This window comes from Caloramator sp. ALD01 (genome assembly GCF_000472625.1).
In the GTDB taxonomy this organism is placed as follows: domain Bacteria; phylum Bacillota; class Clostridia; order Clostridiales; family Caloramatoraceae; genus Thermobrachium; species Thermobrachium proteoclasticum.
In genome coordinates, this window is record NZ_AXAA01000002.1 from 26,283 (window position 1) to 42,983 (window position 16,701).

Annotated in this window: 17 protein-coding genes; 1 reads left to right on the plus strand and 16 read right to left on the minus strand. The window is 32.8% G+C overall.

Features of this window, described 5'->3' with window-relative positions; translation table 11 throughout:
* Window position 1: 1 nt before the first annotated feature.
* Window positions 2–784, plus strand: coding sequence for a response regulator (locus A3M9_RS0101150; RefSeq protein ID WP_027307577.1), 783 nt, complete (start codon window positions 2–4; stop codon window positions 782–784).
* Between the two features lie 20 nt (window positions 785–804).
* On the opposite strand, the gene A3M9_RS0101155 is transcribed toward A3M9_RS0101150, so the two are convergent.
* From A3M9_RS0101155 to A3M9_RS0101230, 16 genes are all read right to left on the minus strand, one after another.
* Window positions 805–1,626, minus strand: coding sequence for a Cof-type HAD-IIB family hydrolase (locus A3M9_RS0101155; protein ID WP_035165635.1), 822 nt, complete (start codon window positions 1,624–1,626; stop codon window positions 805–807).
* Window positions 1,627–1,640: 14 nt separating this feature from the next.
* A complete protein-coding gene (locus A3M9_RS0101160) occupies window positions 1,641–3,293 on the minus strand; it encodes an iron ABC transporter permease (RefSeq protein ID WP_027307579.1) in 1,653 nt (550 codons plus the stop codon).
* A complete protein-coding gene (locus tag A3M9_RS0101165; protein WP_027307580.1) occupies window positions 3,286–4,404 on the minus strand; it encodes an ABC transporter ATP-binding protein in 1,119 nt (372 codons plus the stop codon). The genes A3M9_RS0101160 and A3M9_RS0101165 overlap by 8 nt, the downstream gene beginning before the upstream one ends.
* A 56-nt stretch (window positions 4,405–4,460) precedes the next feature.
* Window positions 4,461–5,492, minus strand: coding sequence for an extracellular solute-binding protein (locus tag A3M9_RS0101170; protein WP_027307581.1), 1,032 nt, complete (start codon window positions 5,490–5,492; stop codon window positions 4,461–4,463).
* A 140-nt stretch (window positions 5,493–5,632) separates the two neighbouring features.
* Window positions 5,633–6,163 (minus strand): 2-oxoacid:acceptor oxidoreductase family protein, encoded by a 531-nt coding sequence (locus A3M9_RS0101175; RefSeq protein WP_027307582.1) that lies wholly within the window; start codon window positions 6,161–6,163, stop codon window positions 5,633–5,635.
* A 1-nt stretch (window position 6,164) separates the two neighbouring features.
* A complete protein-coding gene (locus tag A3M9_RS0101180; RefSeq protein ID WP_027307583.1) occupies window positions 6,165–6,917 on the minus strand; it encodes a thiamine pyrophosphate-dependent enzyme in 753 nt (250 codons plus the stop codon).
* A complete protein-coding gene (locus A3M9_RS0101185) occupies window positions 6,917–7,987 on the minus strand; it encodes a 3-methyl-2-oxobutanoate dehydrogenase subunit VorB (RefSeq protein WP_027307584.1) in 1,071 nt (356 codons plus the stop codon). The genes A3M9_RS0101180 and A3M9_RS0101185 overlap by 1 nt, the downstream gene beginning before the upstream one ends.
* Window positions 7,988–8,010: 23 nt before the next feature.
* Complete coding sequence (locus tag A3M9_RS0101190; RefSeq protein WP_018661041.1) at window positions 8,011–8,220, minus strand: 4Fe-4S binding protein; 210 nt, start codon at window positions 8,218–8,220, stop codon at window positions 8,011–8,013.
* A 25-nt stretch (window positions 8,221–8,245) separates the two neighbouring features.
* Complete coding sequence (locus A3M9_RS0101195; RefSeq protein WP_035165636.1) at window positions 8,246–8,926, minus strand: ATP-binding protein; 681 nt, start codon at window positions 8,924–8,926, stop codon at window positions 8,246–8,248.
* A gap of 11 nt (window positions 8,927–8,937) precedes the next feature.
* Entirely contained in the window at window positions 8,938–10,005 is a 1,068-nt protein-coding gene (gene buk / locus A3M9_RS0101200) for a butyrate kinase (RefSeq protein ID WP_027307586.1), read from the minus strand.
* A gap of 17 nt (window positions 10,006–10,022) precedes the next feature.
* Entirely contained in the window at window positions 10,023–10,925 is a 903-nt protein-coding gene (gene ptb, locus A3M9_RS0101205) for a phosphate butyryltransferase (RefSeq protein ID WP_027307587.1), read from the minus strand.
* The gene (buk, locus tag A3M9_RS0101210) at window positions 10,922–12,004 is read right to left on the minus strand and encodes a butyrate kinase (protein WP_027307588.1); all 1,083 of its coding nucleotides are present in this window, start codon (window positions 12,002–12,004) and stop codon (window positions 10,922–10,924) included. The genes ptb and buk (A3M9_RS0101210) overlap by 4 nt, the downstream gene beginning before the upstream one ends.
* 141 nt (window positions 12,005–12,145) lie before the next feature.
* Window positions 12,146–13,750 (minus strand): NAD(P)/FAD-dependent oxidoreductase, encoded by a 1,605-nt coding sequence (locus tag A3M9_RS0101215; protein WP_027307589.1) that lies wholly within the window; start codon window positions 13,748–13,750, stop codon window positions 12,146–12,148.
* Between the two features lie 12 nt (window positions 13,751–13,762).
* Entirely contained in the window at window positions 13,763–14,971 is a 1,209-nt protein-coding gene (locus A3M9_RS0101220) for a YbbR-like domain-containing protein (protein ID WP_027307590.1), read from the minus strand.
* Window positions 14,944–15,786, minus strand: coding sequence for a diadenylate cyclase CdaA (gene cdaA, locus A3M9_RS0101225; protein WP_027307591.1), 843 nt, complete (start codon window positions 15,784–15,786; stop codon window positions 14,944–14,946). The genes A3M9_RS0101220 and cdaA overlap by 28 nt, the downstream gene beginning before the upstream one ends.
* A 98-nt stretch (window positions 15,787–15,884) precedes the next feature.
* Window positions 15,885–16,583 (minus strand): L,D-transpeptidase family protein, encoded by a 699-nt coding sequence (locus A3M9_RS0101230; RefSeq protein ID WP_027307592.1) that lies wholly within the window; start codon window positions 16,581–16,583, stop codon window positions 15,885–15,887.
* Window positions 16,584–16,701 lie beyond the last annotated feature (118 nt).

The window sequence follows — 16,701 nt, forward strand, 5'->3', positions numbered from 1 at the left end:
TATGTTTAAGGTTGTTATAATAGAAGATGAAGACATTATAAGAAACGGTCTTGTTTTGACCATAGATTGGCTCTCGATGGATTGTACTATTGTAGGAACAGCATCAAATGGAATAGATGGATTAAATTTAATAAAAGAACAAAAGCCCGATATAGTAATAACAGACATAAAAATGCCTATAATGGATGGAATTGAAATGTTGAAGAGAGCTACAAAAGAAGCATCATTCTATAGCATTATTTTAACAAGTTATTCAGAATTTGAATATGCAAAACAAGCAATCAGCCTTAAAGTATTTGAGTATATTTTAAAACCTATTGATGAAGAGGAACTTATCAAAACAATAAACAATATTAAACAGGAAATCAAAAATAGTATTAAAAATAAAATAGAATTAAATAACCAAACTGTTGTTGATATTGATTCATATATAATAAACAGCAAGGATAACTATTATGTAAATCAAGCCTTACTTGAAATAAAAAATAACTATAATAAAAAAATATCACTTGAAGGTATATCCGAAATGCTTGGAGTTAGTCCAAGCTATTTGAGTAGAAAGTTCAAGGCAATAACTTCACAGACTTTTATGGACATTTTAAACCAATACAGAATTAAAAAATCAATAGAGCTATTAATATCCGGCAAATACAGAGTATATGAAATATCTGACTTGGTCGGGTTTGGGGACTATAAAAATTTCTTTAACACATTTAAAAAATATCTAAATATATCTCCTACCGAATTTTTAAAACAGGAGGACAAGAGGCTGTATAGTAAATAAAAATACTATACAGCCTCTTTTTATAGACTTATAAACTCTGGTATTACTTCATTTATTAATGTAGCAACAGCATTGTTGTCATTGCTTACTGTTATGCATTTTGCAGCTTTTTTTAAATCCTTATGAGCATTTTCAGTTGCAACACCAAGAAATGCCACTTTTATCATTTCTATGTCATTGCAATAATCACCTATTGCAACTACCTTATTTTGATTAATCTCCATTAATTTAATTAACTCCTTTAATGCACTTCCCTTTGATACTCCAAAGGGTAAAATTTCAAGATATCTATCGGTAGAAAACATACAATTCAATTTATTTTTTGGTATAATACCTTCTATTTTTTTTAATATACTTTTAAGCATTTCATTTTGTCCATTTAAAATAACTTTAAGCCAATTTTCCTGTACAATATCCAAAACATTTGCTAATTCATAAGGTTGTTTCTCATTTATAACATATGGGTCAATATAACTTGTACCTGATACTATATACATCTTTCCAACTGTAAAAATCTGTACACAAATTTCACTATATTCATATAAAATATCTCTAATTATATAAGCTAAAATACTATTATCCAAACAAGCATACTTTATAAATTTTTCATTTTTAAAATCATAGATTGCTGCACCATTATATAGGATAGCTGGACAGTTTATTGGTAAATCTTTGATGAAGGGTCTTATATTTAGCTCTGTTCTCCCTGTAGCAACTGTGAATAGTCCTCCCTTATCAACAAAATACCTTAATGTCTCTATATTCTTCTTTGAAATATTTTTATTAGAATCCATCAACGTACCATCTAAATCTGATACAACTAATATGCCCTTAAAATCCATAGGTCGTCCTCCTATTATATGCTAATATTTTTGCTGCCTGTTAACTTAAAGAATATAAGTAATGAAACAATTGTTGTAGCTGTTAATATTGTTGAAAGTGCTGCTGCTGTACCATAACTTGCCCTTACAACTTCTGTATAAATTGTTACAGACATTGTTCTTGTATTTGATGTATATAATATAACTGATGCACTTAATTCATTTATTACTGTAATCCAGCTTAAAATGGCACCAGATAGGACTCCTGGAAGCATCATTTTTGCTGTAACTTTAAAGAAGGTTTTAACTGGTGAACAACCGAGACTAATTGAAGCCTCCTCAATGCTTGGACTTATTTGATATAATATTGCCGCACTCGACCTTAATGTATAGGGTAGTCTTCTTATTACAAAAGCAATTATCATAATAGTAGCTGTACCACTTAGAATAATATACCCTTTATTAAATGCAAGTAAAAGTGTAATTCCAAGAACTGAACCAGGAATGATGTATGGGAACATTGTGACTGTATCTATTATTGTTGTAATGGTACTTTTTCTTCGTGTAGAAATATAGGCTGTTAGCATTCCAATAAGAATAATAACAACAATTGCTACCAGTCCATAAACATATGTGTTTGCAATTGATTTTCCTAATCTACTAAATACTGTTCTATAACTCTTTAAAGAAAATTCGTGTAAGAACATTGCTCCCTTGGTATTTAAAAACGAAGTATAAATTACTGTTATTTGCGGTATTATTGATAATATTACTATAAAATAAATAAATATATGTGCTAAATAGTTTCCAATACCCTTCATTTTCCCAGTCTTTATCGGCCTAAGTGAACTCATAACATAGGACCTTTTATTTATTATATATCTTTGAATTAAAAATATTATTGAGGTTAAAAACACCATAACTGTTGCCATTGCAGCAGCAAAATTTGCCTGTCCGCCAACTTCACTTATAAATTCTGAATAAATTAGAGTTGGCATTACATTATATCCTTCTCCTATTAAAACAGGTGTACCAAAATCTGCAATTGCATTCATAAATACAAGTAATCCTCCAGCAAGTAGTGTTGGCAATATTAAAGGAATAATAACAAAGACTAATTTTCTTGATGGTTTTGAACCTAAACTCTCTGCAGCTTCAATTAAGGATGAATCTATCTTCTTTAAAGCACCAGATGCATATAAATAAATAAACGGATATAGTTTTAATGTTAACACTAATAATATTCCTGTATACCCATAAATTGTAGGAATATTTAAGTTAAAATATTGCTTAAAAAATTTAGTAACTACGCCACTTCTACCGCAAAGTAAAACCCAAGAATATGCCCCTATAAAAGGAGGAGAGAGCATAGATATTATTATTAAAATTTCAAGAAATTTTTTACCCTTTATATTATATGCTGTCATCAAATATGCAATTGGAAGACCTATTATTATTGATAGTAATGTAACACTTGTAGCCGAAACAATGCTGTTTATTAATGCTTGATAATAATACTTTTTACTAAAAAACTTTTGAAAGTTTGATAATGTAAATTTAGATGTTAAAGGCTCCTTAAAGGCATCTATGAAAAGTGTTGTTAGAGGATATATCAAAAACAGAGCAAAAATAACTAAAATTGATAGAGTAACTATACTCCAAAAATCCCATTTTATCTTCTTATTCATATAAAATCACATCCTCTACTAAATTTACACTTCCATCTTCATCAAAAACATTAATCCTTTTTAAATCTGGTTCTAAATACACTTCATCATTTTCTTTTAAAAATATATTTACATCTGAAATGTCTTGAACAAACTCACACACTTTATTGTCCCCAAATACAATGTCATCATTTAACCTAAATTCATAATTTATAAACTTTCCAAAGAAAGTTCCCTTTAAAATCTTTACTTTAAGACCTTTATTAGAAATCTTTAACTCCTCTGGCCTTATTGATACAACAACACTTTGTCCATCCTTTACACTCTTTTTTAAATTATTCATTTTTATTTTAAATTCACTATTGAATACAATATACTTATCATCATTTTCAAACTTTATTTTTGCCCTAACTAAGTTTGAACTTCCTATAAAGGTTGCAACAAATGTATTAGCTGGACGTTTATATATTTGACAAGGTGTACCAACCTGCTGAACTACTCCTTCCTTCATTACAGCAATTCTATCAGAAATGGCAAGAGCCTCCTCTTGGTCGTGAGTTACATAAACTGTTGTTATACCTATCTCCTTTTGTATATCTCTAATAACACTTCTCATTTCAATTCTTAATTTTGCATCCAAATTAGATAGTGGTTCATCCATCAGAAGAACATTAGGGCGAATTACAATTGCACGTGCAAGAGCAATTCTCTGTTGTTGACCGCCAGATAACCTATCTGGAAGTCTATCCTTATAATCATACATTTTAACAGTCCTTAGCATTTCTTCAACTCTTCTGTCACTTTCAACTTTTGGTATTTTTCTCAATTTTAGCCCATACTCAACATTTTCTTTTACTGTTAAGTGTGGAAAAATTGCATAGTTTTGAAATACCATACCTATATTTCTCTTATATGCTGGTATTTCATTTATTACTTCATCATCAAATTTAATATAGCCTCCATCTATGCTATTAAAACCTGCTATCATTCTTAATAAAGTCGTCTTACCACATCCTGAAGGACCAAGCAATGTAAAGAACTCACCATTTTTAATATCTAAAGATAAATTAGGTATAACAGTTGTCTTTTCATATTTCTTCACAACATTTTCAATCTTTATAGCTACGCTCACATCTATACCCCCTTAATAATTAGGCCCACAACAAACGTCGCAGGCCTTAATTTTTATTATTTACTACTTGTGAATATATCTTTAAACTTATCAAGCCATTCCTGTTTGCTCTTATTTACGGTTGCCTCGTCATCCTTTATTAGATTCATTTCATTTAAAGCCTTAAGACCTGATGCTGCAGGAACATCCTTTCTAACTGAACGTCTACATAACTGATTTGCAATTAAAGTTTGGGCTTCCTTGCTTGTTACAAAATCTATGAATTTCTTTGCATTTTCTAAATTCTTAGCACCTTTAATAATTTGAACTGTGTCTGGTTTAGCAATGACACCTTCCTTCATATATATAATTTCAACAGGTGCTCCATCCTTTACATATTTTGCTGCTGCCTCTTCAAATGTTAAACCTACTGTATATTCACCATCAGCTACTCCTTTATATACTGCTGATGAACCACTTAAAAGTTTACCGTCTAAATTCTTACATAGTTGTCCAACATATTCCCATCCCTTATTTGGGTCACCTTGTCCCATTGCATATAACATATTTACAAGGTGTTCAAAGGATGAAGAAGACTTTGATGGGTCAGCAAATGCAATCTTCCCCTTTAGAGCAGGATTTAGCAAGTCTTGATATCCTTCAATTTTGATATTTCCAATTAAATTCTTATTTACCATAATAACGCTTGGAATCATTGTAAATCTTGTTATCATACCCTCTGTATTCTTGCAGTCATCTAATACTGCATCTTCGTTTTTACTCTTATATTCTTGGAAAAAGTCCTTCTTTGGTTTTACTGTTGACAGAGATCCTCCCCATAGCACATCACCTAATGGATTATCCTTTTCAGCTTCAATTCTCTTTAAAAGTTCCCCTGTTCCTGCAGTAACAACTTCTGCAGTAATGCCTGTACTTTTTTCAAATTCAGCAACGATTGGATTTATGAATTCAACAGGATGAGGACAATAAATTACTACTTTTTTTGATGCATTATCAGTATTACTTGTTGTTTGTGTTTTTGAGTTAGAACAGGATGCCAATGAAAACATCATTACAGCACTTAGAGCTAAACCTAAAATTCGTTTCACACTCAATTCCCCCTTTGATTTTTTTCTTACTTTTATATTACCAAGTTTGAATATTCTAAACAATCCAAATAATTATATAAATATCCAAGATTTTGACCTAATTTATAAAATACAAAAGGCTGCAAAATGCAGCCTTTTTATTATCTTCCAAACTCTGCTCCTCTTTCAAGAGCCCTTTTATTTAATTCATAGAATTGTTCTTTTCCGTGTTCCTTTAGTGCCTTAAGAAGTGATTCCATCTTTACTATCTTAGTCTTTTCAACAAGTGCTCCAAGTAATACCATATTAGCAATCTTCTTTGAACCTACTTCTTCTGCTATCTTTTGAGCAGGTATCTTTATGATTTCTATATCTGTTCTTTCTGGTTCTCTGTTTACAAGGTCACTGTCTATTATTAATAATCCACCCTTCACAACGTGACTTTCGAATTTATCAAGTGATGGTCTATTCATAACAACTACTGTTGTTGCATCAACAACAAGTGGTGAACCTACTGGTTCATCTGAAAGTATAACTGAACAGTTTGAAGTACCTCCACGCATTTCTGGCCCATATGATGGAAACCAAGAAACATTTAAGTTTTCTTCAAGTCCTGCATATGCCAAGAATTTACCCATTGAAAGAATTCCTTGTCCTCCAAAACCAGCAAATATAATTTCTTGATTTGCCATATTACTTCACCTCCCCTGTAGTTGCATCCTTCTTAACTCCAAGTGGATAGTATGGAATCATATTGTCTCTTAACCATTTAACTGATTCATTTGGTGATAATCCCCAGTTTGTTGGACATATTGATAATACTTCTACAAGGGAGAATCCTAATCCTTGAAGTTGTATTTCAAATGCCTTCTTAATTGCTTTCTTAGCCTTTATTATATTTGGAACGCTATCGACTGAAACTCTTTCAACATATACTGCACCATCTAATGTTGAAATCATTTCTGATACCCTAATTGGATAGCCTGCTGTCTTTACATCTCTTCCATATGGTGAAGTTTCTGTTACTTGACCTGGAAGTGTAGTAGGTGCCATTTGTCCACCAGTCATACCATATATAGCATTATTAACAAATATTGTTGTTATTTTTTCACCTCTTGCTGCAGCGTGAACTATTTCTGCTGTACCTATGGCTGCAAGATCACCATCTCCTTGGTATGTAAATACAACGCTGTCTGGTACTGCTCTTTTTATTCCTGTTGCAACAGCTGGTGCTCTTCCGTGTGCAGCTTCATACATATCACAAGCAAAATAATCATAGGCAAGAACTGAACATCCAACAGGTGCAACACCTATAGTCTTGTCAAGTATTCCAAGCTCATCAATTACTTCTGCAACTAATCTATGAATAACACCGTGTGTACATCCAGGACAATAGTGAGTTGGCACATCAAGTAATGCCTTTGGTCTATCAAATACTACTGTCATTATTTTGCACCTCCTACAATTCCCTTTATCTTGTTTGCTATTTCAGCTGGAGTTGGAACCATACCACCACTTCTTCCGTAGAAGTGAACTGGTTTTCTACCATTAACTGCAAGCTGAACATCCTCAAGCATTTGTCCACAGCTCATTTCAACTGAAATAAATCCATTCTTAGTCTTATCTATAACCTTATCAAAGGCTTCAACTGGATATGGCCATAAAGTTATTGGTCTAATTAAACCGACATTTATTCCTTCCTTCTTTAACATCTTAATCGCATTCTTACATATTCTTGATAGAGTACCATATGATACTATAACAAGATCCATTTCTTCATCACAATTGTATAATTCATATCTAACTTCATTCTTTTCAATCTCTCTATATTTTTCTTGAAGTTTATTGTTGTGTGCTTCAAGTTCTTCTGGCTTTAGGAAAAGCGAATTTATTATGTTATGCTTTTCTCTTCCCTTTAATCCATTTGCAGCCCAAGTCTTCTCTGGGAGTTCCTTCTTTGGTCTTTCCTTAAATTCAACTGGTTCCATCATTTGTCCAAGCATACCATCTCCCATAACCATAACAGGATTTCTATACTTGTCTGCAACATCAAAGGCATCTTGAACAAGATCAACCATTTCCTGAACTGATGCTGGAGCAAACACTACTAATCTGTAGTCTCCGTGTCCACCACCCTTAGTTGCTTGGAAGTAATCTGATTGTGCTGGTTGTATACCTCCAAGTCCTGGACCTCCACGAACTATATTAATTATTACACAAGGAAGCTCTGCACCTGCTATATATGAAATACCTTCTGCCTTTAAGCTTATACCTGGGCTTGATGAAGAAGTCATTACTCTAACTCCTGCACCTGCAGCACCATATACCATATTTATTGCTGCTACTTCACTTTCCGCTTGTAGGAAAACTCTTCCTACCTTTGGCATTCTTCTTGACATATAAGCTGCAACTTCTGTTTGTGGTGTTATAGGATATCCAAAGAAACATTGGCATCCTGCGTGAATGGCAGCTTCACCTATCGCTTCATTTCCCTTCATTAAAACCTTATCAGCCATCTAAGCTTACCTCCTTAAACCCTTTATTTTTCAACCTTTATTACTACATCAGGACATATTCTTGCACAAGATGCACAAGCGATACACTTTTGCATATTATCTCCCTTTACAGTTGCTGGATGATATCCCTTTGTGTTTAGTTTTTCATCAAATTCAATTATTTTTACAGGGCAAACTTCGATACAAAGTCCACAGCCTTTGCATCTTTCTTCTCTAAAAGTTACCTTTCCCATAGTCTACCTCCTATTTTATAATTATTTATTCATCAAGATATTTTCTCCAAGGAGGGAGCATAAATATCTTGATTGGGAATATCTCGTTTTTAATTTTGTCCTTTACTTCTTCTACTAAATCTTCTCTAACAACTGTATATTTGATTGGTATGTTAGTCCTATTTGATACTTCTTCCACAATATTTTGACCATTTAGTATATCCTCAATTTTTGTTTCATAGGATAAGTTGGAATTATTAATCAAATACTTTACTTTAAGCCTTGATGCGGCTTCAATGTCCCTAATATACTCTAAAATTCCATCAACATCCTTTGTAAATGGTCTTGTGGTATTTATTACAAAGTACATATCATAGTCTTCCATATTAAAGTATCTGTTATATTGACCAAGGGCAACAGCCCCTTGGTCATCACCACCAACATCAAGAACCACATCATAGCTTTTGTCATTAAATACAGATAATGTTTCAAGTGGAATTGTTCCAAGTTCTGCATTTGCCATCTCCTTTGGTGTCGCTATAACCCTTATTCCTAAACTTTCAAGATAATCCTTTTCATCCCTTGTACAAAAGTAAGGGTTTACTATATCAAGATCTGCTATACATACCTTCTTACCTTCATTTCTAAGTTTTATAGCATAGTTTATTGAAATTTCGGTTTTGCCACTTCCAAAATGTCCAGTAAATATTCTAATTCTTGATTCCATATAATCACATCCTATTTATATTCCTTAGCTGCTTCTTCTCCTTTTAACACTCTAAGTCCACCTTCAGCAAGTGCAAGCATTTCATCTTCTCCTGGATATACCACAACTGGTGCAATAAAGCTTATTCTTTCCTTTATCCAGCTTACATACTCTTCCCCGTATGCAAGTCCTCCTGTTAATATGATAGCATCTACTTCACCCTTTAAGACTGCTGCACAGCTTCCTATTTCCTTAGCCACTTGATAGGCCATAGCCTTGTATATAAGTTCTGCTTCCTTGTTGCCCTCCTCCATCATCTTCTTTACTTCTCTACCATCATTTGTTCCAAGGTATGCAACAAGTCCACCTTTGCCTGTAATCTTCTTCTTCATTTCATCTTGTGTATATTTTCCTGAGAAGCACATCTTAACAAGGTCTCCTACTGGAAGTCCTCCTGATCTTTCCGGTGAGAAGGGTCCTTCCCCATCAAGTGCATTATTTACATCAACAACTCTTCCTTTTTTATGAGCTCCAACTGAAATTCCTCCACCCATATGAGCAACTATAAGGTTTAGATCTTCGTATTTTACACCCTTTTCCTTTGCATACCTTTTTGCAACAGCCTTTTGATTTAATGCGTGGAATATGCTCTTTCTTTCAATCTCTGGCATACCTGATATTCTTGCAACATCCTGCATTTCATCAACCACAACAGGGTCAACTATAAAGGAAGGTATATTATATTTTTTAGCTATTTCAAATGCAATTACTCCACCTAAATTTGAAGCGTGCTGTCCTTGTACACCTATTTTTAAATCCTCAAGCATATTTTCATTTACTGAGTATGTTCCGCCCTCAATTGGTTTTAAAAGTCCTCCACGGCCAACTACTGCATTTAATGTGCCTAAATCTATTCCCTTTTCTTCAACTGCCTTTATAATAACATTTTTTCTAAATTCATATTGATCAAATATAGTTGCATAGGGTGCTAATTCTTCTGCTGAATGTCTTAATGTTTCTACAAATACTGGGTTTAAATCATCATAAACTGCTATTTTAGTTGATGTAGAACCTGGGTTTATTATTAGCATTCTATACATAGTACATCCTCCTTTTTTTATAGGCACGCAACAAGGCACGCAAGAGCTATTGAATAAAGCTTACTTTCATTACTGTCAGCTCTTGAGGTTAATATTACTGGTGCTGCTGCCCCAACAAGAATTCCTCCATTCTTTGCATTTGCAGTATATGTTAATGTCTTGTACATAACATTACCTGTTTCAATATTTGGAACAAGTATAATATCTGCCTGACCTGCAACTGGACTCTTAATTCCCTTGTGCTTTGCCGCCTCCTCTGATAGAGCATTATCTATTGCAAGCGGTCCATCAACTATACATCCCTTTATTTGTCCTCTATCATTCATCTTTGATAGAGCTGCTGCATCAAGGGTTGGCTGCATATCTGGGTTTACAACCTCAACTGCACATACAGGTGCAACCTTTGGAACTTCAATTCCAATTGCATGTGCTACCTTTACTGCATTTTCAAGTATTTGTTTTTTAGTATTTAAATCTGGTGCTATATTCATTGCAGCATCTGTTACAAGTAGAATTCTTTGAAGTGCTGGAACTTCAAAAACCGCAACGTGTGATAATACTCTTCCTGTCCTTAATCCCTTTTCTTTATCAAGAACTGCTCTTAAAAAGGTTGCAGTATCTATTAGCCCCTTCATTAACATATCTGCCTTCTTTGTTGAAACAAGTTCAACTGCCTTCATAGCAGCCTTTGAGTTGTCCTTCTCATCAATTACTTCAAAATCGTCTAAATTAATTCCTAATGCGTTTGCTATCTCTTGAATTTTTTCCTTATCTCCAACTAAAACAGCATCTGCAAGTCCCATATTCTTTGCATCTCTTACTGCCTCTAAAACTGGTTCATCTTGTGCTACTGCAACTGCAATCTTCTTTCTCTCACCACACTTAACTTTGTTTAAAATTTCATCAAAGGTTCTTATCATATTTTCACCTCTTTTTCATAAATTTTAGCCATCTCTTCACCTATTAGGACTCTATAGGCACCTTCTGCTAAGGCCTGCATTTCATCTTCTCCCGGAATTACTACAACATCTGCTATAAACTTAACCATATCAGTTATGTATTCTACAAGTCTTTGTGAATATGCAAGTCCTCCAGTTAAAATTATTTTGTCAACATTTCCAAATAAAACTGTACTTGCTGCACCTATTTCTTTTCCTATTTGATAACACATAGCCTCAAATATTAGTTTTGCCTTTTTGTCACCATTTTTAATCATCTCTTCTACAACACGTGCATCATTTGTACCTAAATACCCCACAAGTCCTGCCTGACCTACCATCTTCTTTTTTAATTCTTTTTGAGTATATTTACCCGAAAAAGCAAGCTTAACTAAATCACCAACAGGCACCTGTCCACACCTCTCTGGTGAAAAGGGCCCACTTTCATTTGCGTTATTAACATCTACTATTTTTCCTTTTTTTAAAGGTGCAACAGATATTCCTCCGCCTAAATGTGCTACTATAAAGTTGCAGTCATCTAAACTTTTTCCTAAATCCTTTGCTACCCTTCTTGATACAGCTTTAATGTTTAAAGCATGAACAAGGGACCTTCTTTTAATTTCTGGTATACCTGAAATTCTTGCTATATCCTCAAACTCATCAACTGCAACAGGGTCAACAATATATGCTTCCTTTCCTATCTCGTTTGCTATAGACTTTGCAATTATTCCCCCTAAATTAGATGCGTGCTCTCCTTGAAAACCTATCTTTAAATCCTCAATCATTTTATCAGTAACTTTATATGTACCCGATGGCATAGGTCTTAAAAGTCCACCACGTCCCACAATACAATCAAAATCTTCTATCTTTATACCCTCTTTTTTTAAATACTCTAAAATTTGTTTTTTTCTAAAATCAAACTGGTCTGCAATTTTTTCATATTTTGCAAGTTCTGTTGCATCGTGAGCGATATTTGTTTGTTTTACCTTCACATCTTTTTGGAATACTGCAATTTTCGTGGATGTTGACCCTGGATTTATTGCAAGAATCAGTCCCCTCATAAAAACTCCACCCCTATTTGAAATTTATATTATAATTTTCTAAAAACTTTATCTATTCTTATTTTACTGTATAATACCCCATATTTGCAACAAAAATATTTAAAATTTATTATGCATATTTAACAAATTAGTATACATTTTTTATTCAATTGGTGCATATTTTTGCATTATTTTTTCAGCTGTTTTTATTCCATCAACTGCAGCAGACATTATCCCCCCAGCATATCCTGCCCCTTCACCTGATGGGTAGAGCCCTTTTATTGTGCTTGATTCGAAATTTTCCATTCTTATAATTTTTACAGGTGCTGAAGTTCTTGTTTCAATCCCAGTCAAAATTGCATCATAACTTGCAAATCCTTTTATTTTTTTGTCAAAATCATATAGTGCCTCTTTTAAAACACCTATAACATAATTAGGCAAACAATCACTTAAATTCGCAAAGTTATATCCTCTTGTATAGCTTGGTTTAACCTTGCCAAGTTTCTTAGAAACCTCATCCTTTAGGAAATCACCAACAAGTTGAATAGGAGCAATATACCCTCCTCCACCTACTTTATATGCTAACTCTTCATAATATCTTTGAAACTCCATTCCAGCAAGGGGATGTGAACTTGCAAAGTCAGGAGAGCCTACTCCGACAACTATAGCACTATTTGCATTGTCCTTATCTCTTTTATATTCGCTCATACCATTTGTTACAAGTCTATTTTCCTCTGATGCTGCTGCTACAACTGTTCCTCCTGGACACATACAAAAACTATAACAAGGTCTTCCATATGTTTTACTTGTAAAGGTTAGTCTATAATCTGCTGCCTTTAGTTTAGGATGTTTTGCAAATTTTCCATATTGATTTTCATCAATCATACTCTGAAGATGTTCTATTCTAACACCTATTGCAAAGGGTTTTTGTTCAAACTCAACACCTCTTTTTAGAAGCATTTCATAGGTATCTCGTGCACTATGACCTATTGCAAATATAACTACGTCCGAATCTATTTCGTATTCGTTATTAACTATTACACCCTGAATTTTATTGTCTTTAACTATTATATCTGTAACCTTTGAATCAAATTTAACTTCTCCTCCAAAGGATTTTATTTTCTCTCTTATGTTTTTTACTACCGTCTGAAGTATATCTGTACCTATGTGTGGTTTTCCAGAATACATTATTTCCGGTGGAGCTCCAGCCTCTACAAACTCTTCAAGAACATAGGTTATTCTTGTATCCTTTATTCTTGTAGTAAGTTTTCCATCTGAAAAGGTTCCTGCTCCACCTTCACCGAACTGCACATTACTATCTAAATTCAATTCTCCTGTATTCCAGAAATTTTGTATATCTTTAGTTCTTTTTTCAACACTTGATCCTCTTTCCAAAATAATTGGTCTGTAACCGTTTTTTGCCAAAATAAGACCGGCAAAAAGCCCTGCCGGTCCTGTTCCAACTATTATTGGTCTCTTTAACAATTTTTCATCTCCGAAGTTGAAATTTTCATCAAGATATGTATCATCTAATAAAACATCCTTAGAATTTGCCTTTGCTACAACCCTTGATTCATTATTACATTTAAATTCAACCTGATAAACAAAATCTATCTTATTTTTTCTTCTTGCATCTATTGATTCCTTTAATATTTTATAATCCCAAATATCCTTCTTATTAACCTTTGCCATTTTGCAGGCTATATCTAAAACCTTATCTATACTGTCATCTAATGAAATCCTTATGTTGTTAACTCTTATTGTCATACAATACCTCCATTATTTTTTGTTTATTTTTATCTTTATCTTTTCTGGTTCAATACTTACTACTTCAAATTGTTCAGGCTTTATTATTTTTATCGGAAGTGCAAATTCCCCTTCTGATAATTCAGATACATCTAAAACTGCCATAAACTGATTTAAATCAATTTGGTTTAATTGACTTTCACTTCCTCTTATTAATAAATTGACTTCTTCAGAAGCAGGACTATAAACATATTCTCCATTTTGATTTTGTATGCTTATAGGAAGTTTTATCTCCTTTTGTATGATATTTTCTACAGATAATTCCACTAATATGCTGTTTTCTTTATTTTTTAGATAAACACCCTTTGGAATATTAAGTTCAACCTGTATTGATGTAGTTTGATAAATATTTTGTAAATCTATAGGTTTTGTTTCTATTTGCTTTATATTATTTAAAACATTTGAATCGCCTAAAATATAGATATTAGGTTCAGTTAAATTAATGGACTTTATCGTTTTTCCCTTTGGTAGTGAATTTTTTGTAACTACCTTTATAGGTACTTGTTTTGCTGATTTTATACTTACAAATACATCTACATACCTTGGATCTGTTTCTACATTTAAAACTTGTTTTCTTTCTCTATCATAGGGCTTTACTACAATTGAATTACTGATATCAGAAAACGCACCAGTTATATCCACCTGGCCCTCAACATAATTAACTTTATTTATATATTCCTCTGGTCCAACTACTAATATTTCAGATGGTTTAACAACTGGTTCTAAATTATCATAGCCTTGTTTAGGTATTCCTGTTACATTTATATTAACAGGAAAGGCTTTTGCAACAAGATTATCAAGCTTTACTCTTATATACGGAAAAATACCTTCACTTACAACTTCAATACCTTGGGGCTTTCTTCTTATCTCAACTGGTATGTTGTTATCTCCCCTCTTTAGATAACCTCCCATATCAGCCTCTACCTTAAAGTCATCCTTAGTCACCTTAAAGACATCAAGAGCCCTTCCCTTTATAGTAAGGTTTATTGTAAAGGTTTGTTCAGGCAACATAACCAAATTAGAGCGAGCTATATTTTCTGTGTTATAGAGAGTAACCGGTATATCTTCAATTGTTCTAACTAAAACTGGATTCTTTTCCCCCATAACATAAAGCCAAAGTATAAAAGCTATAAAAATAGAAGCTGTTATTGCCATTATTTGCTGTTTATCTTTGACAGCCATATTTTCACCCTCTTAAACAATGTTGTATCTATTTCTATATTTTTCTTTAATACACCATATAAAACCTTTTTTAATCTTTCTGCATTATACCCCCTAACAAGCTTACCGTTAATAGATATTGAAATTATACCTGTTTCCTCTGAAACAACAACTGCTATTGCATCACAAGTTTCTGTTATACCTATTGCAGCCCTATGTCTTGTACCAAGTTCCTTTGATACAAACTGTTCAGTCAATGGTAAAACACAGGATGCAGCTACAATTCTATCTTTTCTAATAATTACAGCACCATCGTGAAGTGGAGTATTTTCTACAAATATATTTTCTAAAAGCTGTGATGAAACAACACCATCAATTACTGTTCCGCTTTCTACGTAATCATTAAGACCTGTATCCTGTTCAATTACAATCAAAGCTCCTGTCTTATTCTTAGACATATTATCTGCTGCAATAACAATTTCATTTACAACCTTTTCTACCTCTTCATCACTATCAAATAGTCTTCTGTTTAATATTTTGCTTCTTCCAAGGTGCTCAAGTGCCTTCCTAAGTTCTGGCTGAAATATAATTATAAGTGCAATCAAACCTACTGTTAATGTGTTTTGAATTAGCCAATGTAAAGTTATAAATCCTAATATTTCACTGGCCTTCATAACTAATAATATAAACACAAGTCCCTTTACCAGCTGTTCTGCTCTTGTTTTTCTAATTAATGTAAATAACTTATAAAAAATATAAGCAACAATTAAAATGTCAATTACATTTAAGATTGTTACGTGTTTAATAATTGAAATCATACTATTTAAATCAAACATAGCAGCCAACCCCTTAATAGTATTTATATACTAATTATAATACAAAATTATCCTATGTGAATAATTAATTTAGGCATGCATATAAAAAAGCATGCCCATCAATCCATTAGTTTAATTCCTAATTTTTCGTAAAAAATATAACCTATTTCATTGCTCTGCTTTAATCCATTCTTTTTTTGAAAATTAAATACAGCCTGTTTCATATCCTCACCATAAATTCCATTAACATAACCTTTAAAATATCCCTTTTCCTTTAAAAGTCTCTGAATTTCATATACATCAGCTCCTCTATCTCCAGGTCTTAATACTCTAAACCCTTCTCCAAAGGGGCCATATGGTCCTCCATAAATTCTTACTGTTGTTCCTATTGGAACTATTTTATATAACTCCCTAACATCCTTATTGTACATCCTTATACATCCTTCAGACTCATCGTGTCCTATTGACCAGGGTTCTTTTGTTCCGTGTATACCATATTTCCCCCAAGGAACATTAAAACCCATCCATCTTCCACCAAAACCTTCTCCCCAAGTATCCTTGCTTATTATTTTCCAAACTCCAATAGGCGATGGAGTATTTGGACGACCTGAAGCTATTGGATAAGTTTTCACAAGTTCATTATCTTTATATAAATAAAGTCTATTTATAGTTATATCAACAAAAATATAATACTTAGAACTTGAATTTTTGTTTTTCTTAAAAACACTATCACTTCTTACAAAAATAAGCGTCCCACCAACTGCAACTATAATGCACATAAGTACAATTATAAAAAGTGCAATATACCTCCTTTTCATCGTCTCCCCCCACATAATCACTTAATTATAAAATATGAAGAAAAGCAAAAAATAATGAATATTTTATATGTTTTTAACTAAAAATATACTTGTAATTAAAGGGATAATTATTACGATA

Excerpts from the sequence above, each read along its gene's own strand:
- A3M9_RS0101195 (WP_035165636.1), bottom strand. The coding sequence starts at position 8,926 with ATGGAATCAAGAATTAGAATATTTACTGGACATTTTGGAAGTGGCAAA.
- A3M9_RS0101175 (WP_027307582.1), bottom strand. The coding sequence starts at position 6,163 with ATGGCAAATCAAGAAATTATATTTGCTGGTTTTGGAGGACAAGGAATT.
- A3M9_RS0101155 (WP_035165635.1), bottom strand. The coding sequence starts at position 1,626 with ATGGATTTTAAGGGCATATTAGTTGTATCAGATTTAGATGGTACGTTG.
- A3M9_RS0101220 (WP_027307590.1), bottom strand. The coding sequence starts at position 14,971 with ATGGCTGTCAAAGATAAACAGCAAATAATGGCAATAACAGCTTCTATT.
- A3M9_RS0101160 (WP_027307579.1), bottom strand. The coding sequence starts at position 3,293 with ATGAATAAGAAGATAAAATGGGATTTTTGGAGTATAGTTACTCTATCA.
- buk (WP_027307586.1), bottom strand. The coding sequence starts at position 10,005 with ATGTATAGAATGCTAATAATAAACCCAGGTTCTACATCAACTAAAATA.
- A3M9_RS0101150 (WP_027307577.1), top strand. The coding sequence starts at position 2 with ATGTTTAAGGTTGTTATAATAGAAGATGAAGACATTATAAGAAACGGT.
- A3M9_RS0101215 (WP_027307589.1), bottom strand. The coding sequence starts at position 13,750 with ATGACAATAAGAGTTAACAACATAAGGATTTCATTAGATGACAGTATA.
- ptb (WP_027307587.1), bottom strand. The coding sequence starts at position 10,925 with ATGATAAGAACCTTTGATGAAATTTTAAACAAAGTTAAGTGTGGTGAG.
- A3M9_RS0101230 (WP_027307592.1), bottom strand. The coding sequence starts at position 16,583 with ATGAAAAGGAGGTATATTGCACTTTTTATAATTGTACTTATGTGCATT.
- A3M9_RS0101185 (WP_027307584.1), bottom strand. The coding sequence starts at position 7,987 with ATGGCTGATAAGGTTTTAATGAAGGGAAATGAAGCGATAGGTGAAGCT.
- buk (WP_027307588.1), bottom strand. The coding sequence starts at position 12,004 with ATGAGGGGACTGATTCTTGCAATAAATCCAGGGTCAACATCCACGAAA.
- cdaA (WP_027307591.1), bottom strand. The coding sequence starts at position 15,786 with ATGTTTGATTTAAATAGTATGATTTCAATTATTAAACACGTAACAATC.
- A3M9_RS0101180 (WP_027307583.1), bottom strand. The coding sequence starts at position 6,917 with ATGACAGTAGTATTTGATAGACCAAAGGCATTACTTGATGTGCCAACT.
- A3M9_RS0101190 (WP_018661041.1), bottom strand. The coding sequence starts at position 8,220 with ATGGGAAAGGTAACTTTTAGAGAAGAAAGATGCAAAGGCTGTGGACTT.